The sequence below is a fragment of the Kitasatospora sp. NPDC056731 genome (assembly GCF_040687675.1).
In the GTDB taxonomy this organism is placed as follows: domain Bacteria; phylum Actinomycetota; class Actinomycetes; order Streptomycetales; family Streptomycetaceae; genus Kitasatospora.
In genome coordinates, this window is record NZ_JBFBNR010000010.1 from 31,989 (window position 1) to 57,058 (window position 25,070).

12 protein-coding genes are annotated in these 25,070 nt (G+C 74.1%); all 12 read left to right on the forward strand.

Features of this window, described 5'->3' with window-relative positions; genetic code table 11:
• Nucleotides 1–52 precede the first annotated feature (52 nt).
• The 12 genes from AB0R04_RS12540 (at nucleotide 53) to AB0R04_RS12595 (ending at nucleotide 24,832) form a co-directional block, all read left to right on the forward strand.
• Nucleotides 53–8,014, forward strand: a complete 7,962-nt coding sequence (locus AB0R04_RS12540; RefSeq protein ID WP_363370426.1) for an amino acid adenylation domain-containing protein — start codon at nucleotides 53–55, stop codon at nucleotides 8,012–8,014.
• Entirely contained in the window at nucleotides 8,011–15,300 is a 7,290-nt protein-coding gene (locus AB0R04_RS12545) for an amino acid adenylation domain-containing protein (RefSeq protein WP_363370428.1), read from the forward strand. Before AB0R04_RS12540 ends, AB0R04_RS12545 begins: the two co-directional genes overlap by 4 nt.
• Before the next feature lie 50 nt (nucleotides 15,301–15,350).
• Complete coding sequence (locus tag AB0R04_RS12550; protein WP_063348727.1) at nucleotides 15,351–15,554, forward strand: MbtH family protein; 204 nt, start codon at nucleotides 15,351–15,353, stop codon at nucleotides 15,552–15,554.
• A gap of 287 nt (nucleotides 15,555–15,841) precedes the next feature.
• Nucleotides 15,842–16,090 (forward strand): acyl carrier protein, encoded by a 249-nt coding sequence (locus tag AB0R04_RS12555; protein WP_063348726.1) that lies wholly within the window; start codon nucleotides 15,842–15,844, stop codon nucleotides 16,088–16,090.
• Between the two features lie 61 nt (nucleotides 16,091–16,151).
• Nucleotides 16,152–17,420, forward strand: coding sequence for a beta-ketoacyl-[acyl-carrier-protein] synthase family protein (locus AB0R04_RS12560; protein ID WP_063348725.1), 1,269 nt, complete (start codon nucleotides 16,152–16,154; stop codon nucleotides 17,418–17,420).
• 2 nt (nucleotides 17,421–17,422) lie between these two features.
• Nucleotides 17,423–18,544, forward strand: coding sequence for a beta-ketoacyl synthase N-terminal-like domain-containing protein (locus tag AB0R04_RS12565; protein WP_107452908.1), 1,122 nt, complete (start codon nucleotides 17,423–17,425; stop codon nucleotides 18,542–18,544).
• A complete protein-coding gene (fabG, locus tag AB0R04_RS12570) occupies nucleotides 18,541–19,269 on the forward strand; it encodes a 3-oxoacyl-ACP reductase FabG (RefSeq protein WP_363370431.1) in 729 nt (242 codons plus the stop codon). The genes AB0R04_RS12565 and fabG overlap by 4 nt, the downstream gene beginning before the upstream one ends.
• 11 nt (nucleotides 19,270–19,280) lie before the next feature.
• The gene (locus AB0R04_RS12575; protein ID WP_244293425.1) at nucleotides 19,281–20,981 is read left to right on the forward strand and encodes an NAD(P)/FAD-dependent oxidoreductase; all 1,701 of its coding nucleotides are present in this window, start codon (nucleotides 19,281–19,283) and stop codon (nucleotides 20,979–20,981) included.
• A 64-nt stretch (nucleotides 20,982–21,045) separates the two neighbouring features.
• Complete coding sequence (gene sbnB, locus AB0R04_RS12580; protein WP_363370433.1) at nucleotides 21,046–22,077, forward strand: 2,3-diaminopropionate biosynthesis protein SbnB; 1,032 nt, start codon at nucleotides 21,046–21,048, stop codon at nucleotides 22,075–22,077.
• Nucleotides 22,078–22,252: 175 nt separating this feature from the next.
• Nucleotides 22,253–22,741, forward strand: coding sequence for a MaoC family dehydratase (locus AB0R04_RS12585; RefSeq protein WP_063348721.1), 489 nt, complete (start codon nucleotides 22,253–22,255; stop codon nucleotides 22,739–22,741).
• A 163-nt stretch (nucleotides 22,742–22,904) separates the two neighbouring features.
• A complete protein-coding gene (locus tag AB0R04_RS12590) occupies nucleotides 22,905–24,224 on the forward strand; it encodes a histidine kinase (RefSeq protein WP_363370436.1) in 1,320 nt (439 codons plus the stop codon).
• Nucleotides 24,188–24,832 carry a response regulator transcription factor gene (locus AB0R04_RS12595; protein ID WP_063348719.1) on the forward strand — a complete coding sequence of 215 codons (645 nt, stop codon included), beginning with the start codon at nucleotides 24,188–24,190 and terminating at the stop codon, nucleotides 24,830–24,832. Before AB0R04_RS12590 ends, AB0R04_RS12595 begins: the two co-directional genes overlap by 37 nt.
• Nucleotides 24,833–25,070 lie beyond the last annotated feature (238 nt).

Here is a 25,070-nt window from a genome sequence, read left to right on the forward strand (position 1 = left end):
GTCGAGAGTTTTCAAGGCGGGGCTGAGGCTGAGAATGACGGAGAGCAAAGCAGTGACGACAAACCGGAACGCTGTCCTTCCGCTCACCGCGGCACAGGCCGAGATCTGGTTCGACGAGCAGTTCGCCGCCGGGCCGCTGGCCTACAACATGGCGGACTACATCGATCTGCGCGGACCGCTCGACGCCGAGCTGCTCGGACGGGCGCTGCAACGCCTCGGCCACGAGGCCGAGGGGCTGCGGGTGCAGTTCGTCGAGGAGGACGGCGCCCCCGGCCAGATCATCCGCCCGCTCGCCCAGCTCCCGCTCAAGACGCTGGACTTCAGCGGCGAGGCGGAGCCCTCGGCGGCCGCCGAGCGGTGGATGCGGGCCGACCACGCCGACCCGATGAAGGTCACCGACTTCCCGCTGTTCCGCGGCGCGCTGATCAGGCTCGCCCCGGAGCACCACCTGCTCTACCTGTGCATGCACCACATCCTCGCGGACGGCTTCAGCCGCTCGCTGCTCTACCCCAAGCTGTCCAGCGCCTACACCCGGCTGGCCGCCGGCGAGGGCCCGGCCGAGCTGGACGCCGACGCCATGCCGGCCTTCCACCGGCTGCTGGACGCCGAGCGCAAGTACCTCGACTCGTCGATGGTCGAGAAGGACCGCGCCTACTGGACGGACCGCCTCACCTCCGACCGGCACGGCGCGGTGCCCGAGCTGGTCTCGCTCTCCGAGCAGGAGCCGGCCCCCGGCCGGGTCGCGCTGCGCGAGACCGCCCGGCTCTCCCCCGCGACCACGGCCGCGCTGCACGCCCTCGCCCAGGACGGCAAGGTCACCATGCCGGTCCTGATGGTCGCCGCGATGGCCGCCTACACCCAGCGCGTCACCGGGGTCGCGGCGCCGCTGCTCACCCTGCCGGTCACCGGCCGGGTCGGCGCGGTCAGCCGCGAGATCCCCGGCATGCTCGCCAACTACCTGCCGCTGGCCGTCCGGGTGCGCCCGGAGATGACCCGCACCGAACTGCTGCGCGCGGCCTGGGTCGAGGTCGCCGGCACGCTGAAGCACCAGCGCTACCGCGGGGACAAGGTCCGCCGCGACATCGGCCTGCGGATCGACGACCAGCGCGCCTTCGGCCCGTTCATCAACGTGCTCAACCAGGACCCGGAGCTGGCCTTCGGCGACTGCCGCGGGGTCGTGGTCAACCTGTCCACCGGCATCGTCAAGGACCTCATCATGACGGTCCTGAACGCCGACGACGGCACCGTCGAGATCCACCTCGACGGCAACCCCGAGCTGTACGAGCCGGCCGAACTCGCCACCCACCTCGCCCGGTTCGAGACCTTCCTCGGCACCCTCGCCACCATGCCCGCGGACCGTCCGCTCGGCCAGGTGGGCCTGGGCGCGACCGGCGAACCGCTCGGGCTGCTCGGCGCCTGGGATCCGGCCACCGCCGCCGACCAGGGCCTGGTCGAGCGGGTCCGCGCCGTCGCGGCCGGTACGCCCGACGCGGTGGCCGTGGCCGACGGCGCCGAGCGGATCGACTACCGCGAACTGGTCGCCCGTGCGGCAGGCCTGGCCGCCCGGCTGACCGCCGCCGGGGTCACCACCGGTTCGGTGGTCGCGATGTTCGCCGAGCCCGGCGTCCCCTTCGTCACCGGTGTGCTGGCCGTCCAGGCCGCCGGCGGCGCGTACCTGCCGCTCGACCCGACCGCCCCCGCCGCCCGCAACACCGGGCTGCTGGACGACGGCGGCGCCCGCCACCTGCTGGTCGGCGCCGGGTACGAGGCACAGGCCGCCGAGCTCACCGCCGGGGCGACCACCGCCCTGCCGCTGACCGACCCGTCCGACTCCACCAGTGGCGCCGAACTCACCGCTGTCGGAAGTGAGTTGGACCTGGCGTACGTGATGTTCACCTCGGGCTCCACCGGCAAACCCAAGGGCGCGATGGTCCAGCGCTCCGGCATGATGAACCACCTCTGGGCCAAGGTCGGCGACCTCGACCTGGCCGCCGGGGAGGGCGTCGTCCAGAACGCGCCACTCACCTTCGACGTGTCGGTGTGGCAGATGCTCGCCCCGCTGGTCGTCGGCGGCACCGTCCGGGTCTCCGGCACCGACATGGCCGCCGACCCGGCCGCCCTGTTCGGCATGGCCCGGGACGAGAAGATCGCCGTCCTGGAGGTCGTCCCCTCCCTGCTGCGCGCCGCCCTGGACGCCTGGGACCTCGACGGCACCGCCCCCGAACTCCCCCACCTGCGCTGGCTGATGGTCACCGGCGAGGCCCTCCCGGCAGACCTCTGCCACCGCTGGCACGCCCGCCACCCGCACATTCCGATGATGAACGCCTACGGCCCCACCGAGTGCTCCGACGACGTCACCCACGCCGTCATCCGCGCCGGCGACACCCTCACCGCCCGCGTCCCCATCGGCACCGCCGTCCGCAACACCCGGCTGTACGTGCTCAGCGACGAACTCCAGCCCGTCCCCGTCGGCGTCCCCGGCGAGCTCTACATCGGCGGCGCCGGAGTCGGCCGCGGCTACCTCCACGACCCCGCCCGCACCGCCGGCACCTTCATGGCCGACCCCTACGCCGGACCCGGCACCCGGATGTACCGCACCGGCGACCGCGTCATCCAACGACCCGACGGCCAGCTGGAGTTCATCGAACGCCGCGACCACCAGGTCAAGATCCGCGGCCGCCGCGTCGAAACCGGCGAAATCGAAGCCGTCATCCGCTCGCTGGACACCGTCGCCGACGCCGCCGTCGCCGTCCTCCCCGACGCCTCCGGCAACCCCCGCCTCATCGGCTACCTCACCGGCCCCGGCGTCGACCCCGCGCAGGTCCGGGCCGAACTCTCCCAACTGCTGCCCGGGTACATGATCCCGGCGTCCTGGCTCGTCCTCGACGCCATGCCGCTCACCCCCAACGGCAAGCTCGACCGCAAGGCCCTGCCCAAGCCCGCCCTCGGCGAGCAGGACACCCTCCGCGGCCCCCGCACCGAGCGCGAGCGGGTCCTCTGCGACATCCTCGCCGAGGTCCTGGGCACCGGCCGGGTCGGCATCGACGAGGACTTCTTCGCCCTCGGCGGCGACAGCATCCGCTCCATCCAGGTCGTCAGCCGGGCCCACAAGGCCGGGCTCACCCTCACCACCCGCGACATCTTCACCCACAAGACCGCCGCCGCCCTCGCCCGGGTCGCGGGCGGCGCCGACCCCACGGCGGCGACCGCGCCCGCCGAGGACGCGGGCGGCACCGGCCCGTACGAACTCACCCCGATCATGGGCCAGTTGCACGACGACACCACCAGCCTCACCGGCCCGGTCGTCAAGTACAGCCAGCACGTGGTCGTCCGGGTCCCCGCCGCCCTGGACGCCGAACTGCTCGACGCGGCCCTGCACACCCTGGTCGACCACCACGACGCGCTGCGCACCCGGGCCACCGAACCCGCCCCCGGCCTGTGGCACCTGGAGGCACTGGCCCCCGGCGCGCTCGCCGGCGTCCGCCTGGTCGCCACCGCCGAGAACGGCGCCAGCAGCGGCGCCGACGACCAGGACGCCCTCGGCTTCGCCGAGCGGCAGGCCTCCGCCGCCCGCGCCCGGCTCGACCCCGCCGCCGCCGTGATGATCCAGGCCGTGCTGATCGGCGCGGCCCCCGGCGCCGACACCGCCCTGCTGGTGCTCTCCGCCCACCACCTGGTCATCGACGGCGTGTCCTGGCGGATCCTGCTGCCCGACCTCGCCGCCGCCTGCGAGGCGCTGGCGGCCGGCCGCACCCCCGCCCTCGACCCGGTCGGCACCTCCTACCGCGCCTGGTCCCAGCTGCTCGCCGCGCAGGCCCGCACCCAGGTCCGAGGCCCCGAACTCGCCCTCTGGCAGTCGATCCTGACCGGCCCCGACCCGCTGGTCGGCACCCACCGGCTCGACCCCGAGACGGACGTCTACGGCACCCAGCGCACCCTGCGCCTGGAGCTCGGCCCCGAGGTCACCGGCCCGCTGCTCACCGACGTCCCGGCGGCCTTCCACGCCGAGGTCAACGACGTCCTGCTGACCGGCCTCGCCCTCGCCGTCGCCGACTGGCGCCGCCGGCACGGCCGCGCCGACTACGCCCAGACCCTGATCGAGCTGGAGGGCCACGGCCGCGAGCAGCTCAGCGACGGCCTCGACCTGTCCCGCACCGTCGGCTGGTTCACCAGCGCCTTCCCGATGCGCCTCGACCCCGGCACCCTCGACTGGGACGAGCTCTGGGCCGGCGGCCCCGCCCTCGCCGCCGCCCTCAAGCGGATCAAGGAGCAGCTGCGCGCGCTGCCCGACCGCGGCGTCGGCTACGGCCTGCTGCGCTACCTCAACCCGCACGCCGCCCGCGCCCTGGCCGGCCACCACAAGCCGCAGATCGGCTTCAACTACATGGGCCGCTTCGACGCCCGCGAGGCCCGCCTCTGGGAGCCGGCCGGCGGCGACGGCGTGGTCGGCACCGGCGCCCACCCCGGCATGCCGCTGCCGCACCTGCTCGACGTCACCCCGGCCACCGAGGACCGGCACGACGGCCCGCACCTGATCGCCAACTGGTCCTGGGCCGGCCGGACCGTCGCCGAGGAGGACGCCCAGGACGTCGCGGACACCTGGTTCCGCGCCCTCGAACTGCTCGCCCGGCACGCCACCGCCCCCGGCGTGGGCGGCCGCACCCCCTCCGACCTGCCGCTGGTCGCCCTGGCCCAGGACGAGATCGAGGAGTACGAGGCCGAACTCGCCCAGGCCGGCACCGCCCTCGCCGACGTCCTGCCGCTCACCCCGCTCCAGCAGGGCATGCTCTTCCACGCCGACTACGACACCGCCGCCGGGGGCGACGCGGACGCGGTCGACGTCTACACCCTGCAGATCGTCGCCGACATCGAGGGCGACCTCGACGCCGACGCCCTGCGCGCCGCCGGGCAGACCCTGCTCGACCGGCACCCCAACCTGCGCGCCGCCTTCCGCGCTCGGGCCACCGGCGAGCCCGTCCAGGTCATCGCCCAGCACGCCGAACTGCCCTGGCTGGACGCCGACCTGACCGACCTGCCGGAGCCCGCCCGGGCCGCCGAGCTGCGCCGCATCACCGAGGCCGAGCGCACCCGCCGCTTCGACCTCGCCGCGCCGCCGCTGCTGCGCTTCGCGCTCGTCACCCACGGCGAGGGCCGGCACCGGTTCATCTGGACCAGCCACCACATCCTGGTCGACGGCTGGTCGATGCCGCTGCTCGTCCGCGAGCTGTTCGCGCTCTGCGCGCCCGGCGCGGACGTCGCGCTGCTGCCCGACCCGGCCCCGTACCGCTCGTACCTGGCCTGGCTGACCGCGCAGGACCGCACGGCCGCCCGGGCCGCCTGGCACGAGGTGCTGGCCGACATCGACGAGCCCACCCTGCTCGTCCCCGCCGACCCGAGCCGCCTCCCGGCGCTGCCCGACGCGGTGCTCGCCGAGGTGCCGCGCGAGCTGACCGCCGCGCTCGCCGGCTGGGCCCGAACCCAGGGCCTGACCGTCAACACCGTGGTGCAGGGCTGCTGGGCGCTGCTGCTCGGCCGGCTCACCGGCCGCCAGGACGTGGTGTTCGGCGCCGTCACCTCCGGCCGCCCGGCCGAGGTCCCGGACGTCGAGTCGATGATCGGCATGTTCCTCACCACCGTGCCGGTCCGGGCCCGGCTGCACCCCGGCGACACCCTCGCCGAACTGCTGCACGCCCTCCAGGACCAGCAGACCGCGCTGCTCCCGCACGAGCACCTCGGGCTCGCCGCGATCCACCAGGCCGCCGGGCTGTCCGGCGAGGTCTTCGACACCGTGGTGCTGTTCGAGAACTTCCCGCTGGACGAGAACGGCCTCGACACCGGCGTCGCCGACGGCCCGCGCATCGTCCGCACCGAGGCCCTGGACGCCCGGCACCACCCGCTGAGCCTGGTGGTCCACCCCGGCGACAGCCTGCACCTGCGGCTGGACTACAACCCCGGCCTGTTCGGCCGGGCCGAGGTCGAGCGGGTCGCGGCGATCTTCCAGCACCTGCTGCGGACCGTCGCCGAGCAGCCCGGACTGCCGCTCGCCCAGGTCGACGTGACCGCCCCGGCGGACCTCACCGGCACCGGCACCCCCGGCGAGCTGGGCGGACTGCTCGGCGCCTGGGATCCGTCGATCCCCGAGGAGAGCCTCGGCGTCGTCGAGCGGGTGCGCGCGGTGGCCGCCCGCACCCCCGAGGCGACCGCCGTCACCGACGGCGCCGGCTCGCTGACCTACCGGGAGCTGGTCGAGGCGGCCGGCGGCCTGTCCGCGGGCCTCGCCGAGGCCGGTGTCACCACCGGTTCGGTGGTCGCGATGCTCGCCGAGCCCGGCGTCCCGTTCATCACCGGCGTGCTGGGCGTGATCGGCGCCGGCGGCGCCTACCTGCCGCTCGACCCGACCGCCCCCGCCGCCCGCAACACCGGGCTGCTGGAGGACGGCGGCGCCCGCCACCTGCTGGTCGGCGCCGGGTACGAGGCGCAGGCCGCCGAGTTCGCCGCCGCCGTCCAGGGCGAGCCGGTCACCGTCATCGGCCTGGAGCAGGCCGCCGGCGCGCGGGCCCTGCCCGACTGCGTGGGCACCGGGCTGGACCTGGCGTACGTGATGTTCACCTCCGGCTCCACCGGCAAGCCCAAGGGCGCGATGGTCCAGCGCTCGGGGATGATGAACCACCTCTGGGCCAAGGTCGGCGATCTCGACCTGGTAGCCGGGGAGAGCGTCGTCCAGAACGCGCCGCTCACCTTCGACGTGTCGGTGTGGCAGATGCTCGCCCCGCTGGTCGTCGGCGGCACCGTCCGGGTCTCGGGGACGGAGATGGCCGCCGATCCGGCCGCCCTGTTCGGGATGGCGCGGGACGAGAAGATCGCCGTGCTGGAGGTCGTGCCCTCGCTGCTGCGCGCCGCCCTGGACGCCTGGGACACCGAGGGCGACGCCCCCGAACTCCCCCACCTGCGCTGGCTGATGGTCACCGGCGAGGCCCTTCCGGCGGACCTGTGCCAGCGGTGGCACGCCCGCCACCCGCACATTCCGATGATGAACGCCTACGGCCCCACCGAGTGCAGCGACGACGTCACCCACGCCGTCATCCGCGCCGGCGACACGCTCACCGCCCGCGTCCCCATCGGCACGGCGGTGCGCAACACCCGGCTGTACGTGCTCAGCGACGAGCTCCAGCCCGTCCCCGTCGGCGTCCCCGGCGAGCTCTACATCGGCGGCGCCGGAGTCGGCCGCGGCTACCTCCACGACCCCGCCCGCACCGCCGCCACCTTCATGGCCGACCCCTACGCCGGACCCGGCACCCGGATGTACCGCACCGGCGACCGCGTCATCCAACGACCCGACGGCCAGCTCGAATTCATCGAGCGCCGCGACCACCAGGTCAAGATCCGCGGCCGCCGCGTCGAAACCGGCGAGATCGAAGCCGTCATCCGCTCCCTCGACACCGTCGCCGACGCCGCCGTCGCCGTCCTCCCCGACGCCTCCGGCAACCCCCGCCTCATCGGCTACCTCACCGGCCCCGGCGTCGACCCGGACCGGATCCGCCGTCACCTGGCCGAGCTGCTGCCCGGGTACATGATCCCAGCGTCCTGGCTGGTGCTGCCCGCCATGCCGCTCACGGCCAACGGCAAGCTCGACCGCAAGGCCCTGCCCAGGCCCGACCTGGGGGACCAGGAGGAGGCCCGCGCGCCGCGCACCGAGCGCGAGCAGGTGCTGACCGAGATCCTGGCCGAGGTCCTCGGCACCGGACGGGTCGGCATCGACGAGGACTTCTTCGCCCTCGGCGGCGACAGCATCCGCTCCATCCAGGTCGTCAGCCGGGCCCGCAAGGCCGGGCTCACCCTCACCACCCGCGACATCTTCACCCACAAGACCGCCGCCGCCCTGGCCCAGGTCGCCGAGGAGCAGGAGCAGAACCCCGCCGAGCCCGCCCCGACGGAGCCCGAAAGCAGTCTGATCGCCCTGTCCGACGAGGAACTGGCCGATCTGGAATTCGAGTTGAATGAGGAACTTTCGTGACGACCGCCCCCAGAACCGGGTCGAAGATCAGCGAAGTACTTCCGCTCTCCCCCCTCCAGCAGGGGCTGCTGTTCCTGTCCTCGTACGACCAGGCCTCGCCCGACCTGTACACCCTCCAGTTCGTCGCGGAGATCGACGGGCCGGGCGCGGGTGACGGCGAGCAGCTCGCCGCCCGGCTGCGCGCGGCCTCGGCCGCGCTGCTGCGCCGGCACCCCAACCTGCGGGCCTGCTTCCGCAACCGCAAGACCGGCGAGCCCGTCCAGGTCGTCCTCAAGGAGACCGAGGTCGAGCCGCAGTGGCAGCTGCACGACCTCACCCACCTGCCCGAGGCCGACCGGGAGGCGGAGGCGCAGCGGCTGACGCGTGAGGACCGGCTGCGCCGGTTCGACCTGGCGCGGCCGCCGCTGATGCGGTTCACCCTGATCCGGCTCGGCGCGGGGCACCACCGGTTCCTCTGGTCGGTGCACCACATCGTCATGGACGGCTGGTCGTTCCCGCTGGCCGTCCGCGAGCTGGTGCTGCTCGGCGACGAGGCGGGGGCGGCGGCGCTGCCCGCGCCCGCGCCGTACCGCTCGTTCCTGACCTGGCTGAACGGCCGCGACCGGGCCGCCGCGCGGGCGGCCTGGGCGCAGCTGCTGGACGGCCTGGACGGGCCGGTCCGGGCGCTGCCCGCGGCCGGCGACGGCGACTCCCTCGAACTGCCGTCGCTCGTCCGGGGGTTCCTGTCGCCGGAGCGCACCGCGGCGCTCGCCGGCTGGGCGCGCGGCCGGGGCCTGACCCTCAACACCGTGGTGCAGGGCTGCTGGGCGCTGGTGCTCGGCCGGCTCACCGGCCGCGAGGACGTGGTGTTCGGGTCGGTCACCTCCGGCCGTCCGGCCGAGGTCCCGGACGTCGAGTCGATGATCGGCCTGTTCGCCAACACCCTGCCGGTCCGCGCCGATCTGCGCCCGGACCAGCGGGCGAGCGAGCTGTTCGAGGCACTGGCCCGCCAGCAGCTCGCGATGATGCCGCACGAACACCTGCCGCTCGCCGAGGCGCAGGCCGCCTCCGGCGTCCAGGGCGAGCTGTTCGACACCGTCCTCGCCTTCCAGAGCTACCCGCTGGACGAGGCCGCGCTGTTCCGCGAGTCGGGCGGCACCGTCAGCTCCGCCCAGGTGCTCTCGGCCACCCACTACCCGCTGAGCCTCACCGTCTTCCCCGGCGAGCGGCTGGACCTGCACCTCGCGTACCGGCCCTCGGCCTTCGCCGAGGCCGCTGAGCACACTGACGCCGCCGAGGACCCGCAGTCGTCCGCGCAGCGCGTCCTGGACCGGCTGGTCCGCGTCCTGGAGCAGGTCGCCGACGACCCGCAGGCCCCGCTCGCCCGGCTCGGCGCGCCCGAGCCCGCCGAACTGGCCCGCATCCTCGGCGAGTGGAGCGGCGCCTCGGCCGCCCCCCGGGAGCCCGCGCGGCGCGCCACCGTCGCGGAGCTGTTCGCCGAGCAGGCCGCCCGCACCCCGGACGCCGTCGCGGTCACCGCCCCCGGCGAGGCCGCCCTCAGCTACCGCGAGCTGGACGAGCAGGCCAACCGGCTCGCCCACCTGCTCGCCGCCCGCGGCGCCGGCCCGGAGAGCCTGGTGGCCGTCGCGCTGCCGCGCGGCGCCCAGCTGATCGTCGCCGTCCTGGCCGTCCTCAAGGCGGGCGCGGCCTACCTGCCGCTGGAGCCCGGCCACCCGGCCGACCGGATCGGCTACACCCTGCGTGACGCCCGTCCGGCGCTGCTGCTGACCGCCGGCGGCGTGCTGCCCGAGCCGCCCGACGCCCCGGACCTGCCGCGCCTGGACCTGCCGCGCCTGGACCTGGACGCCCCGGAGACGGCCGCCGCGCTGGCCGCCCACCCGGCCACCGCCCCGGACACCGCGGCCTCCCCCGAGCACCCGGCCTACGTCATCTACACCTCCGGCTCCACCGGCCGCCCCAAGGGCGTCGTGGTGCCGCACCAGAACGTGGCGCGGCTGCTGGAGGCCACCGACGACTGGTTCGACTTCGGCCCCGGCGACGTGTGGACGCTGTTCCACTCCATCGCCTTCGACTTCACCGTCTGGGAGCTGTGGGGCGCGCTGCTGCGCGGCGGCCGGCTGGTCGTGGTGCCGTACGACGTGTCGCGCTCCCCCGACGCCTTCCTGGACCTGCTCGCCGAGGAGCGGGTGACCGTCCTCAACCAGACGCCGTCCGCCTTCTACCAGCTGATGCGCGCCGACGCCGACCGTCCGCGCCCGCTCGCCCTGCGGACCGTGGTGTTCGGCGGCGAGGCGCTGGACATCGGCAAGCTCGCCGACTGGTACACCCGGCACGCCGACGACGCGCCGCGCCTGGTCAACATGTACGGCATCACCGAGACCACGGTGCACGTCTCCTACCAGGAGCTGGACGCCCCGACGGCCGCCGCCGGCGGCGGCAGCGTGATCGGGCGCGGCATCCCGGACCTGCGGGTCTACCTGCTCGACGGCGCCCTGCAGCCCGTCCCGGCCGGCGTGCCCGGCGAGCTGTACATCACCGGCCCCGGCCTGGCCCGCGGCTACCTGCGCCGCCCCGACCTCACCGCGGCCCGCTTCGTCGCCTGCCCGTTCGAGCCCGGCGGCACCCGGATGTACCGCACCGGCGACCTCGGCCGCTGGCGGGCCGACGGCACCCTGGAGTACCTGGGCCGCGCCGACGAGCAGGTCCAACTGCGCGGCTTCCGGATCGAGTTGGGCGAGATCGCGACCGTCCTCGGCCAACACCCCGCGGTCGCCGAGGCGGCCGTGATCGCCCGCGAGGACCGGCCCGGCGACCAGCGCCTGGTCGCCTACGTGGTGCCCCGCGACGGCGCCGACCCGGCCGGGCTGCGGGAGTTCGCCGCCGAGCGGCTGCCCGAGTACATGGTCCCGGCGGCCGTGGTCCCGCTCGCCGCGCTGCCGCTGACCGCCAACGGCAAGCTCGACCGCCGCGCCCTGCCCGCCCCCGCGTACACCACCTCGGCCCGCAGCCCGCGCACCGCCGAGGAGGAGCAGCTCTGCGGCGTCTTCGCCGAGGTGCTCGGACTCGACCGGGTCGGCGTCGACGACGACTTCTTCACCCTCGGCGGCCACTCGCTGCTCGCCACCCGGATCGTCAACCGGGTCCGCGCCGAACTCGGCGCCGAACTCCAGGTGCGGGACCTCTTCGAGGCCCCCTCCCCCGCCCGCCTCGCCGAACGGCTGGCCGCCGCCGCACCCGGCCGCGCCCCGCTCGCCGCCGGGCCGCGCCCGGCCGTGCTGCCGCTGTCGTACGCGCAGCAGCGGCTCTGGTTCGTCGAGCACCTGGGCGCACCCGGCGGGCTGTACGCCATCCCGCTGGCGATCCGCCTCTCCGGGCGGCTCGACACCGCCGCCCTGACGGGCGCCCTGCAGGACGTGGTCACCCGGCACGAGGCGCTGCGCACCGTCTTCCCGCAACGCGCCCCCGCCGGGGCCCCCGAGACCACCGCCAGCGGACCGGCCGAACAGCGGGTGCTCGCCCCGGCCGAGGCCGCCGTCCCGCTCCCGGTGAGCGAGACCACCGAGGCGGGCCTGCCCGCCGCCCTCGCCGCCGAGGCCGCGCGCGGCTTCGACCTGGAACGCAGCCTCCCGCTCCGCGCCCGCCTGTTCCGGCTCGGCCCGGACGAGCACGTGCTGACGATCGTCCTGCACCACATCGCCGGCGACGGCTGGTCGCTCGCCCCGCTCACCCGCGACCTCACCGCGTACTACCGGGCCCGGGTGGCCGGCCGCCCGGCCCAACTGCCGCCGCTGCCCGTCCAGTACGCCGACTACGCCCTGTGGCAGCGCGGACTGCTCGGCGCGGAGGACGACCCGCAGAGCGAGCTCACCCGCCAACTCGGCTACTGGAGCGAGACCCTGAAGGGCCTGCCGGAGGAACTGGCGCTGCCCTTCGACCACCCGCGCGGCACCCGGGCCGAGCACCGCGGCGACGTCGTGCGCACCACCGTGCCGCAGCCGCTCAGCGCCGAGCTGCACCGGCTCGCCGCCGCCTGGGGCGTCAGCGTCTTCATGCTGCTGCGGGCCGGGCTCGCCGCCCTGCTCACCCGGCTCGGCGCGGGCACCGACATCCCGCTCGGCAGCCCGATCGCCGGCCGCACCGACGAGCGGCTCGACGAGCTGGTCGGCATGTTCGTCAACACCCTGGTGCTGCGCACCGACACCTCCGGCGACCCGGGACTGCGCGAGCTCGCCGAACGGGTCCGGGCCTACGACCTGGCCGCCCACCAGCACCAGGACGTGCCCTTCGAGAAGCTCGTCGAGGTGCTCAACCCCGAGCGCTCGATGGCCCGGCACCCGCTGTTCCAGGTGATGCTCGGCTTCCAGCAGGCCGGCCCGGCCCCGGCGCCCGAGGACGACCCGGAGCTCGCCGTGACCGAGCAGCCGGTGCCGGTCCGGACCGCCAAGTGGGACCTGTTCTTCCAGCTCACCGAGCAGGCCGGCGGCGCGCTCGCGCTCGCCGTCGAGTACCGCACCGACCTGTTCGAACCCGCCACGGCCCGCCGGATCACCGACGCCTACCTGCGACTGCTCGCCGCCGCCCTCGCCGAACCCGCCCGGCCGCTGTCCCGGCTGGACCTGCTCGGGCCCGAGGAGGAGGCCGAACTGCTCGCCCTCGGCACCCACCGGGCCGGCACCCCGCGCAGCACCCTCACCGCCCTGGTGGACCGCCGGATCGCGGCCACCCCGGACGCGGTCGCGCTGGTCCACACCGAGCCCGGCCACCCGGAGCGGCTGCGGCACACCAGCTACGCCGAACTGGACGCCGAGGCCAACCGCCTGGCCCACCTGCTGACCGCGCGCGGCGCCCGCCGGGGCGACCTGGTGGCGCTGCGCCTGGAGCGCGGCCCGGCCGTGGTGAGCACCCTGCTGGCGATCGCCCGCACCGGCGCGGCCTACCTGCCGATCGACCCGTCCTACCCCGACGAGCGGGTCCGCGACATGCTGGCCGACAGCGGCGCCCGGCTGCTCGTCACCGAACGCTCCCTGGCCGAACGGGAGCTCCCCGCCGGGGTCGTCAAGCTGCTCCTGGACGCCCCCGAAACCCTGGCCGACCTGGCCGGCCGGCCCGTCACCGCCCCCGTGCCCGCCGCACCGATCGACCCCGACGACCTGCTGTACGTCATCTACACCTCCGGCTCCACCGGCAAGCCCAAGGGCGTCGCGGTCCCGCACCGCGCCGCCGTCCGCCTGGTCCTGGGCCTGCCGGAGCTGGCGCCGACCGCCGCGGACACCTTCCTCTACTTCGCACCGGTCGCCTTCGACGCCTCCACCTTCGAGATCTGGGGCGCGCTCGCCCACGGCGCCCGGGTGGCGGTCCACCCGCCCGGCCCGGCCGACCCGCAGGCCCTGGAGTCCTTCCTGGCCCGCGCCCGGGTGAGCGTCGCCTTCCTCACCACGCAGTTGTCCAACACCATCGCCGACACCCGGCCGCGTGCCCTGGCCCCGCTGCGGGCACTGCTCACCGGCGGCGAGGCGCACTCCCGCGACCACCTGGACCGGCTGCGGGCCGCCCTGCCGGACACCACGGTGTTCAACGTGTACGGCCCCACCGAGACCACCACCTTCGCCACCGGCCAGGACCTCGGCCGCGCCGAGGGCACCGTCCCGATCGGCCTGCCGATCGGCGACACCCGCGCGTACGTCCTGGACGAGGCGCTGCGGCCGGTGCCGCGCGGCGTGGTCGGCGAGCTGTACCTGGCCGGTGAGGGCCTGGCCCGCGGCTACCTCGGCCAACCCGCGCTGACCGCCGCCCGCTTCACCGCCTGCCCGTTCGGCGCGCCAGGGGAGCGCATGTACCGCACCGGCGACCTGGTCCGCTGGGACCGGCACGGCCGGATCGAATACGTCGCCCGTGCCGACCAGCAGGTCAAGATCCGCGGCTACCGGGTCGAACTCGGCGAGATCGAACGGCTGCTGGCCGAGCACCCGGCCGTCGCCCGGGCCGCCGTCCTGGCCCCCGCCGACGCCGCCGGCCAGCGCCGCCTGGTCGCCTACCTGGTGCCCGCCGACGGCCGACCGACTCCCGGACCGGCCGAGTTGCAGGGCCACCTGGCCCGCTCGCTGCCCGGCCTCATGGTGCCGGAGAGCTACACCGCGCTGCCGGAACTGCCGCTGAACGCCAACGGCAAGCTGGACGTCAAGGCCCTGCCCGCCCCCGCGGCCACCCCCTCGGCCCGCGCCCCGCGGGCGCCCCGCACCGAGCCGGAACGGCTACTCTGCGCCGCCGTCGAGGAGGTCCTGGGCACGGGCCCGGTCGGCCCCGAGGACTCCTTCTTCGCCCTCGGCGGGGACAGCCTGAAGGCGATCCGGCTGGTCAACGCGGCCGGCCGGGCCGGGCTGCCGATCAGCCTCGGCGCGGTCTTCGAGCACCGCACCCTGGAGGCGCTGGCCGCGGCCGCCGCCACCGGGGGCGGCGCGGTCGACCTGCTCGGGCCCGTCCTGCCGATCCGGCCCACCGGCGGGCGGCCCCCGCTGTTCTGCGTGCACGGCGGCCTCGGCTTCGCGATCCCGTTCGCGGCGCTCGCCGAGCACCTCGACCCGGAGCAGCCGGTCTACGGCCTCCAGGCCCGCGGCCTGTCCGACGACGGCCCGCTGCCGACCGACCTGGGCGACGTCGCCGAGGAGTACCTGGCCCGGGTGCGCGCCGTGCAGCCGCACGGCCCGTACCACCTGCTCGGCTGGTCCTACGGCGGCGTCGTGGCGCACGAGATGGCCGTCCGGCTGCACGCCGCCGGCGAGCAGGTGGCGTTCCTGGCCAACCTGGACGCCTACCCCGACGACGCCCTCGGGGCCCGGCCCAGCGACGCCGAGTTCCTCGCCGACTTCCTGGCCGAGGCCGGGGTCGACGCGGCGGAGCCGGAACGGCTCACCCCGCAAGGCGTCGCCGCACACCTGGCCCGCACCGAAGGCCCCCTCGCCGCGCTCGAACCGGGTACGCTGGAACGGCTGCTGGGGGTCATGCGGAACAACCTGGAGCTGTTCCAGCGGTTCACCCCGGGCCGCTTCGACGGCTGCCCGATGACGCTCTTCGTGGCGGTCGGCGGCGACACCCGCCCCACCCCGGAGGAGCGCGCCCTCAAGGTCAAGAGCTGGGAGCCGCACGTCGGTTCCGCCGTCCTCGCGCACGACGTGGACAGCGGGCACCAGCAGTTGCTGCAACCCGCACCGGCGGCGGCGATCGGCGCGGTCGTCGAACACGCCCTCGCCGCCCTGGCCGCGAGCCCGACCGGCACCCCGACCACCTGACGCCCGGTCAACCCGGCACGTCCCGCGATCCCGAGATCTGGAGAACAGTCATGGCGAACCCCTTTGACCGCGAAGACGGCACCTTCCTCGTCCTCGTCAACGCGGAGGGGCAGCACTCCCTGTGGCCGTCCTTCGCCGCCGTCCCGGAGGGCTGGTCGGTGACCCTGGAGGCCACCGACCGGGCCACCGCCGTCGCCCACATCGAGGGCAACTGGACGGACATGCGCCCGCTCAGCCTCCAGCAGCAGGGCTGACCGACCGGGCCCGCGCCCGGAATCCGGAAGAACGCCGCCGGACGGCTCCGACCCCGCCGCCCGCCGCACCCCCAGGGCCTTCGCCCGCCGGTGCGGCGGGCGGCCGTTTTGTCCCCGACACCCCTCCCCACCAGGCACGCGACACCCCGCCAGGACCCGTCAGTGAGCGGTCAGTTGGACGTCATCGACCCGTCATCGGGCCTGACTAATTTGCTGCTCAGAGGCCCGATTTCCGGGCACCCCAGGGCGCCCGCACAGGGCACCCGCAAAAACGGAGGAAAACGAGCATGACGACGGTAGCCCCAGAGCGTCTCACCCGGATCCGCGAAATCATCGCCGAGAACATCGACGTGCACACCGAGTTCGCCGACACCGCGCTGTTCGTCGACGAGCTGGGCGCCGACTCGCTGAAGCTCATCGACGTGCTCAGCGCCCTGGAGATGGAGTACTCCATCGTCATCGACATGAACGAGCTGCCGAAGATGGTGAACGTGGAGGCCACGTACCAGGTGACCGCGACGGCCGCCGGCTGGTGATCGGGGCGGGTTCCGGGACCGGAACCCCCGCCCGCAGGCATCCCACTGCTTAAGGAGTCCCATGTCCACCGCACAGTCACCAGCGGCACCCCGCGCCGGCGTGCCGGCCGACCGCCGCCGGGTCGTCCTCACCGGCCTCGGGGCGATCTCCAGCATCGGCACGGGTGTCGAGGAGTACACCGCGGGGCTGCGGGCCGGCCGCTCCGGTGCGCGGCCGATCACCCGGTTCGACACCGAGGGGTTCGGCCAGAACATCGCCTGCGAGGTCCCCGACTTCGAGCCGGAGCGCTGGATCCGCAACGTCCCCCTCGACGACATGGGCCGCGCCGGGCAGTTCGCCGTCGCCGCCGCCCGGATGGCCGTGGAGGACGCCGGGCTCACCGAGGCCGACCTCGGCGAGCGCCAGGCCGTCATCAGCGTCGGCACCACCGACGGCGAGGGGCACGACATCGGCGTGCTGGTCGAGCAGGAGATCGCGGCCGGGGACCCGGAGGGCATGGACCCGGTGCTGTCCCGCCGGATCAACGCCGGCCGGCTCACCACCGTCATCGCCCGCGAGCTGCGGATGCCGAACGTGGAGCCGACCACCATCACCACCGCCTGCGCGGCGGGCAACTACTCGATCGGCTACGGGCTGGACGCGATCCGCTCCGGCGAGGTCGACATCGCCCTGTGCGGCGGCGCCGACGCCGTCTGCCGCAAGGCCTTCGCGCTGTTCAAGCGCTTCGGCGCGCTCACCCCGGACGTGGTCCGCCCGTTCGACAAGAACCGCCAGGGCATCCTGACCGGCGAGGGCGCGGGCATCCTCGTCCTGGAGAGCCTGGAGTCCGCCCTCGCCCGCGGCGCGCACATCTACGCCGAGGTGCTCGGGTACGGCCTCAGCTGCGACGCCGCCCACCCGACCGCGCCGAACCGCGACGGCATCGCGCGCGGCATCCGGCTCGCCCTGGACGACGCCGGGGTCGAGCGGGACGAGATCGACTTCATCTCCGCGCACGGCACCGGCACCAAGGCCAACGACAAGACCGAGTCGGCCGCCATCGTCGACGTGTACGGCGACGCACCGCCGCGCACCGTCGCGGTGAAGTCGATGCTCGGCCACTCGATGGGCGCGGCCAGCGCGCTCGGCGCGATCGCCTGCAGCCTCGCCATCGAGCACCAGTTCATCCCGCCGACCATCAACCACGTGGAGACCGACCCCGACTGCCCGCTGGACGTCGTGCCCAACCAGGCCGTCGACGCGGAGGTCCGGATCGTGGAGAACAACTCCAGCGCCTTCGCCGGCAACAACGCCATCCTGATTCTGGGCACGTACGGAGAGCGAGTCTGACGATGACCACCGCAGCCACCCCGGCGGCCCTGCCGCCGGAGACACTCGTCATCACCGGTTGGTCGGCCGTGTCGCCGTACGGCCTGACCCGCCAGGACTTCGCGTCCGGCGTGCGCGCCGGCGCCAAGACCGCCGTCAAGGCGGACGCCGCGCTCGGCACGCTGCCGTCGCCCGACGTCTGCCTGGTGCCCGGCTTCGACATCAAGGGCCTGCTCGGCCCCACCGGCACCGCCAAGATGGACCGGCTCACCGCGCTGGCCCTGGTCGCCTCCGACGGCCTGCTCAAGGACGCCGACGGCAACCGGGTGGTGGAGACCGACGACCGCACCGGTGTGGTCCTCGGCATCTCGATGGGCAGCCTGGAGAACGTCACCAACTTCCTCAAGCAGTCCTACACCAACGCGCTGCCCTTCCACGTCGACGCCGGCCGCATCCCCTTCGGCAGCCTCAACCACGCCGCCGGCGCCACCGCCATCCGGCACGACCTCAAGGGCCCCAACACCACCGTCGCCGGCGGCCGGGTCAGCGGCCTGCTCGCCCTCAACTACGCGCGGCGCCTGATGGGCCAGGGCCGGGCGACCAAGTACCTGGTCGGCTCGGCCGAGGAGTTCTCCGCCGCGCACGCCTGGATCGAGCACACCGCCGTCGCGGCCGGCGACTCCACGCCGCTGCTCGGCGAGGGCTGCGGCCTGTTCGTCGTCGAGCACGCCGGCACCGCCCAGCGCCCGGCGCTCGCCGCGGTGCTCGCCGTGGAGACCCGCGTCGACATCGACGACGACCCCAAGGCCGCCGTCACCGCGTGCGTGCAGCGCGCCCTGGCCCGCGCCGGCGTCACCGCCGACGAGGTCTGGGCCGCCGTCCCGTGCGCCGCGCCGACCGCGGCCGGCCGGGCCGAGTACGACGCGCTCGCCGCGCTGCTGCCGGCCGAGGCACTGGGCCGGGTCCCGTCCATGGAACTGCTCGGCGACACCAGCGCGGCCTCCGCGTCCTTCCAGATCCAGGCGGTGCTCGGCGTGGCCGAGGCCGACCCGGCGGCCCGGGGCCGGATCGCCCTGGTGTCCGCCGTCGACCGTGACGGCGCGGTGGGCTGCGCCGTCCTGAGACTCTTCGGGGAGCACGCGTGATCGCCCTGGTCAGCGGCGGGTCCCGGGGCATCGGCAAGGCCATCGTGCTGCGCCTGGCCCAGGACGGCTACGACGTCGCCTTCTGCTACCGCTCCAACGCCGACGCCGCCGAGCAACTCGCCAAGCAGGCGGGCGAGTTCGGCACCCGGATCACGGCCACCCAGTGCGACGTGGCCGACCCGGAGCAGGTCCGCGACTGGTACAACCGCACCGAGCGCGAGGTCGGCCCGGTGGACGCCGCCGTCACCTCGGCCGGCATCACCCGGGACCGCCCGGTCATCCTGATGCCGGAGGACGACTGGAACCAGGTCCTGCGCACCAACCTGGACGGCGTGTACCACGTGTGCCGCGCCGCCGCCTTCGCGATGAGCAAGCGCCGCAGCGGATCGATCGTCAACCTGTCCTCGGTGTCCGGCATCTACGGCAACCTCGGCCAGGCCAACTACGCCGCGTCCAAGGCCGGCATCATCGGCTTCACCAAGTCCCTCGCCAAGGAGACCGGCCCGCGCGGCGTGCGCGCCAACGTGGTCGCGCCGGGCCTGATCGCCACCGACATGGTCGGCGACATGTCCGACGCCGCGGTGGAGCGGATGCTGAAGAACGTCGCCCTCGGCCGGGCCGGCAAGCCCGAGGAGGTGGCCGACCTGGTCTCCTTCCTGGTCTCCGACCGCGCCGCCTACATCAGCGGGTCGGTCTTCGAGATCCACGGCGGCGGCACGTTCTGATGGGAGCACGAATGCAGGGGGCCCAGGGACTGCGCGACCACTACGACGCGATCGTCGTCGGCAGCGGCATCGGCGGCCTGACCACCGCCGGCTACCTGGCGGCCGACGGGCGCAGCGTCCTCGTCCTCGAACAGCACGACATCGCCGGCGGCAACGCGCACGTGTTCCGCCGCCGGCGCAAGTACGAGTTCGACGTCGGCACGCACTACCTCGGCGACTGCGGCCCCGACGGGCACTTCCCGGCGATCCTGGCCGGCCTCGGCGTCCTGGACCGGGTGCGGTTCCGGCCGATGGACAACGAGCAGGGCTTCGACCGGATCATCACGCCCACCGCGACCGTCGACGTGCCGGCCGGCTGGGACGCCTACCGCGACCGGCTGCGGCAGGCCCTGCCCGAGGAGGCCGACCGGATCGCCGGCTTCCTCGAACTCGCCGAGAACGTGGCCGGCTCGACCCGCGCCGGCCTGAACGGCGAGTCCCTGGTCGACCTGTTCCGCAAGTCCCCGCAGACCATGCGCTGGTCCCGCCGCACCTTCGCCGACGCCCTGGGCCACTTCGGCCTCTCCGCCAAGGCGCGCACGCTGCTCGCGGCGCAGGCCGGCAACTACGGCACCATGCCCGACGGCATCAGCCTGGCCCACCACGCCTCGATGATGGACCACTACCTGCGCGGCGCGTACTACCCCGAGGGCGGCGGCCAGGCGATGGTCGCCGCGTTCGTCGAGGCGCTGGAGGCGCACGGCGGCGAACTGCGCACCCGCTGCGACGTCCGCCGCATCCTGGTCGAGAACGGGCGCGCCACCGGCGTCGAACTCACCGACGGGCAGCGGGTCTCGGCCCCGCTGGTCATCTCCAACGCGGACTACCGGCGCACCGTCCTCGACCTGTGCGGCGGCGAGGACGCCTTCCCCGCCGAGGTGGTGGCCCGCACCCGCGCGGCGACCATGCGCGGCTCCTTCGTCTCGGTGTACATCGGGCTCGACACCGAACTGCCGGGCCTGCCCAACGCCAACCTCTGGTGGCACGACAGCGACGACATGGAGGGCGCGCACGCCGCCATGCTGGAGCGGTACGCGCGGGACGGCTCGATGGACTCGGTGCCGGCGCTCACCTTCTCCTTCGCCTCCCTCAAGGACCCGGGCGCCACCGCCGTCTGCCCGCCCGGCCACAGCAACTTCCAGCTCATGACGGGCCTGCCGCCCGGCTACGGGTTCTGGGGCCTGGAGGGCGGCCCGGCCGACGGCGAGCCCTACCGCCGCAACGCCGCCTACCTCGCCCGCAAGCAGCAGCTCACCGAGGTCATGCTGGCCACCGCCGAGAAGGTCATCGGCCCGTTCCGGGAGCGCATCACCCACCTGGAGACGGCCACCCCGCTCACCCACGAGCGCTACATCCGGGCCACCGGCGGCACCCCGTACGGCATGGCCAGCTGGGGCGGCTCCAACCAGCGGCCGGACGTGCGCACCGAGGTCGAGGGCCTGTACGTGGTCGGCCAGAGCGTCCGCTACGGCAGCGGCATCGCCGCGGTCGCGAACAGCGGCATGGCCGCCGCCTCCGACATCATCGGCCGCGGGCTGCTGCGCGAGGTGTTCGGCGGCGCGGTGCTCGGCGACCCCTCCCGGCTGCCCGACCGCGGCCCGGACTGGGACCCGCTGGTGGTCTCGCGCGGGCGGGCGCGGCAGCGCGCCAAGGGCCTGGCCCGCATCGGCTGACCCGCTCCCCCTCCCGTTTCCCCACCCTCCGATCCGCACCCCTCCGACCAGGAGCACTGTTCCCATGAATCAGGTCCCTCCCTTCGCCGTGGTCTCCGGCGCCCAGGTGCACGAGGCCCTCAACGGGCACGAGGACGAGGTCGTCGCCACGGTCGAGGCCGCGTACCGGCTGCACGGCGAGGGGCAGACGGTCAACCCGGACTCGTACTTCCTGCGCTTCCCCGACCGCCCGTCCTCCCGGATCATCGCGCTGCCGGCCTCGGTCAAGGGCGAGGTCGGCGTGCACGGCATCAAGTGGATCTCCAGCTTCCCGGACAACGTGGCGGCCGGCCTCCCGCGCGCCTCGGCCGTCCTGATCCTCAACGACGCCGAGACCGGCTACCCGTTCGCCTGCCTGGAGAGCTCGATCATCAGCGCGGCGCGCACCGCCGCCTCCGCGGCCCTCGCGGCGGCCCGGCTCGCCGACGCCCGCGGCGAGCGCCCGACCCGGGTCGGCTTCTTCGGCGTCGGCCTGATCGCCCGCTACGTGCACACCTACCTCGCCGCCAACGGCTTCGACTTCACTGCGGCCGGCGTCCACGACCTGTCCGCCGAGCACGCCGAGGGCTTCTCCGACTACCTGCGCCGGGCCGAGGGCGAGGGCGTGGAGGTCACCGTCCACGACAAGGCCGAGGACCTGATCCGCTCCAGCGACCTGGTGGTCTTCGCCACCATCGCCGGCGAGCCGCACGTGACGGACCCGCAGTGGTTCTCGCACAACCCGCTGGTGCTGCACGTCTCGCTGCGCGACCTCTCCCCCGAGATCGTCCTCGACTCGTGGAACGTCGTCGACGACATCGAGCACTGCATGAAGGCCGGCACCTCGCCGCACCTGGCCGAACAGCGCGTCGGCCACCGCGAGTTCGTCGCCGGCACGCTCTACGACGTGCTCACCGGAAAGATCACCCCGCCGTCCGACCGGCCGGTGGTCTTCTCCCCGTTCGGCCTCGGCGTGCTCGACATGGCCGTCGCCAAGCACGTCTACGACCGCGTCCTCGCGGCCGGGCAGCTGCACACCGTCCCGGACTTCTTCCACGAGCTCAAGCGCTACGGCTGAACCCTCCCCGCCCTGCCCCAGAGGCCCGTCCGCGCTCCCGGCGCCGGCGGGCCTCCGGCCTTTCCCGCCGCCCCGCCCCCTCCGCTGACGGCCAACTGACGGCACGCTGACCGAACGGCCCCCCGGCCCCCCGACGCCTTGTCCGCGCCATGGACGGCCGCCCAGAATCACCCGCATGAGATCCTTTGCCAACCTGGCCGAATTCACCGGGGCGACCGGGGAGCACCTCGGCTACAGCGAATGGCTCGACGTCACCCAGCACAGCGTCGACCAGTTCGCCGACGCCACCGGCGACCTCCAGTGGATCCACGTGGACCCGGAGCGCGCCGCCACCGGCCCGTTCGGCGGGACCATCGTCCACGGCTACATGACGCTCGGCCTGCTGCCCGCGATGATGCGCGCGATCTTCGAGATCCACAACGTCAAACTGGGCGTCAACTTCGGCCTGGACAAGGTCCGCTTCCCCCGCCCGATCCCGGTCGGCGCCCGGGTCCGCGGCGGCGCCAAGGTCACCAGCGTCCGCGAGACCCCGATGGGCCACCTGGCCGCGGTCCGGATGACGGTGGAGGTCGAGGGCCAGCAGCACGCGGCCTGCGTGGCGGACACCCTGTCCCTCTTCGTCGCCGCCCCCGACACCGCCGAGGGCGGCTCGGACGGCTTCTGAGCCCGCCCGCCGACGTCACCGCCGCCGCCAGGTAGAAGAACCTCCCCCTCCGGTCGTGCAAGAGGGGGGTTATTACTACCGATTCCGGCACGCCGTCCCCGCCAGAATGGTCACACGGCCACCACGGCCGCGGCACAGCGAACGGCACAGAGAGGAGCGGGTCATGGACCGCACGATGAAGCTCGGGGGAAGCCCCTCGGCGGTCGAGATCAGGGGATTCTCCGTCCCCGCCGGATTCACCGGGCTGCGGCGGGCACTGGCCCTCTGCTGGATGTCCATCGCGGCCTTCGGGCGCTCGCTCGGGGTCACCGGCGCGATCTCCCTCGTCGGCCCCGGCCTCGGCCTGGTGCCGCGGGCCATGGAGCGCGTCCGGGCACTGGCCGCCCGCCAGCGCGGCCTGTCCGAGCGCTGGTCCGGCGTGCAGATCCCCGGCCCGCCCAGCGGCCTGCCGGCCGCCCCCGAAGGCGCCTCGGGGGCCGTCGCCCGCTACCGCTGGATCATGAGCGACCCGCAGACCAAGCGGGAGTTCACCTGGGTGCTCACCGACCCGATCGCCGGCGGCTTCCTCGCCTTCATGCCGATCGCCGTCCTGCTCAGCGGCTTCTGGGGCATCTTCCTGGCCTTCTTCGGCGTCCCGCTGTCGATCCAGTGGGACGGCCTCTGGTACCAGTTCATCCCGATCGACGGCCAGGCCACCGCGGTGCTGGCCGGCGTCCTCGGCGTCCTGCAACTGCCGCTGGCCCTGTGGATGGCCCCCCGCGCCGTCCGCAAGCACGCCCTGTACACCCACTCCATGCTCGCCCCCAGCGAGCAGGAACTGATGGCCAGCCGGATCCAGCACCTCACCACCACCCGCAGCACCGCCGTCGACACCCAGATGGCCGAGATCCGACGGATCGAACGCGACCTGCACGACGGCGCCCAGGCCCGCCTGGTCGCGATGGGCATGACCCTGGACGCCGCCGAACACCTGCTGGAGACCAACCCCGAGGCCGTCCGGGCCCTGCTCATCGAGGCCCGCCAGTCCTCCTCCAAGGCCCTGGAGGAGATCCGCAACCTGGTCCGCGGCATCCACCCGCCGGTCCTCGCCGACCGCGGACTCGCCGACGCGGTGCGGGCGCTGGCCATGGTCTGCCCGGTCCCCACCGAGGTCGTCGTGGACCTCCCCGGCCGCCCCGAGATGCCCGTCGAGTCCGCCGCCTACTTCGCGATCTCGGAGATCCTCACCAACGTCGCCAAGCACTCCGGCGCCGACCGGGCCTGGATCGACATCCGTTACGATCACGGCATGCTGCGCATCACCGTGACCGACAGCGGCCGCGGCGGCGCCGACGCCACCCGGGGCACCGGCCTGCGCGGCATCGAGCGACGACTCAGCACGTTCGACGGGGTCCTGGCCGTGAACAGCCCCGTCAACGGCCCGACCATGGTGACGATGGAGCTTCCGTGCGTATTGTCCTCGCCGAAGACCACTTCCTCCTGAGGGACGGCCTGATCCGCCTCCTCCAGGCCTACGGACACGAGGTGGTCGCCGCCGTCGACAACGGCGCCGACCTCCTCGCAGCCCTCACCGAGCAGCAGCCGGACGTCGCGGTCGTCGACGTCCGGCTTCCGCCGAACTTCACCGACGAGGGCCTGCGCGCCGTCCTCACCGCCCGCCGCACCATGCCCGACCTCCCGGTCCTGCTCCTCTCCCAGTACGTCGAACCGCTCTACGCCCGCGAACTCCTCGCCAGCGGCGGCCGCGGCGTCGGCTACATGCTCAAGGACCGCGTCACCAACGGCTCCCAGTTCCTCGACTCGATCCGCCGCGTCGCCGACGGCGGCACCGCGATGGACCCCGACGTCATCTCCCAGCTCCTCGTCCGCAAGGAACGCGACGAGAACGTCGGCAGCCTCACCGACCGCGAACGCGAAGTCCTCGAATGGCTCGCCCAGGGCCGCTCCAACGCCGGCATCGCCCAGGGCCTCTTCATCACCGAGAAGGCCGTCGCCAAGCACATCAGCAACATCTTCACCAAGCTCGGCCTCCTCCCCACCGACGGCGACAACCGCCGCGTCCTCGCCGTCCTCGCCTACCTCGACCAATAACCCGCCCCACCCCACGCACGCAAAAGCCCCAGGTCATAAACCACATGACCTGGGCCTTCCGTCTTCCCGAGCCGCCTGCGGAATTCGAACCCGCGACCTACGCATGACGGGCCCGAGAGTGATCATGATGACTGCTGCCAGCATCGATCACTTGATGATGAACCCACAGGTCAGGGCGCTGCGCTGTCATCCACGATCCCGCCCGAACCGGCACGTGCTACGCCGTCCGCTCACGCAT

Coding starts and splice junctions, on each gene's coding strand:
- AB0R04_RS12575 (WP_244293425.1), top strand. CDS start 19,281: ATGCAGGGGGCCCAGGGACTGCGCGACCACTACGACGCGATCGTCGTC.
- AB0R04_RS12550 (WP_063348727.1), top strand. CDS start 15,351: ATGGCGAACCCCTTTGACCGCGAAGACGGCACCTTCCTCGTCCTCGTC.
- AB0R04_RS12590 (WP_363370436.1), top strand. CDS start 22,905: ATGGACCGCACGATGAAGCTCGGGGGAAGCCCCTCGGCGGTCGAGATC.
- sbnB (WP_363370433.1), top strand. CDS start 21,046: ATGAATCAGGTCCCTCCCTTCGCCGTGGTCTCCGGCGCCCAGGTGCAC.
- AB0R04_RS12565 (WP_107452908.1), top strand. CDS start 17,423: ATGACCACCGCAGCCACCCCGGCGGCCCTGCCGCCGGAGACACTCGTC.
- AB0R04_RS12555 (WP_063348726.1), top strand. CDS start 15,842: ATGACGACGGTAGCCCCAGAGCGTCTCACCCGGATCCGCGAAATCATC.
- AB0R04_RS12585 (WP_063348721.1), top strand. CDS start 22,253: ATGAGATCCTTTGCCAACCTGGCCGAATTCACCGGGGCGACCGGGGAG.
- AB0R04_RS12560 (WP_063348725.1), top strand. CDS start 16,152: ATGTCCACCGCACAGTCACCAGCGGCACCCCGCGCCGGCGTGCCGGCC.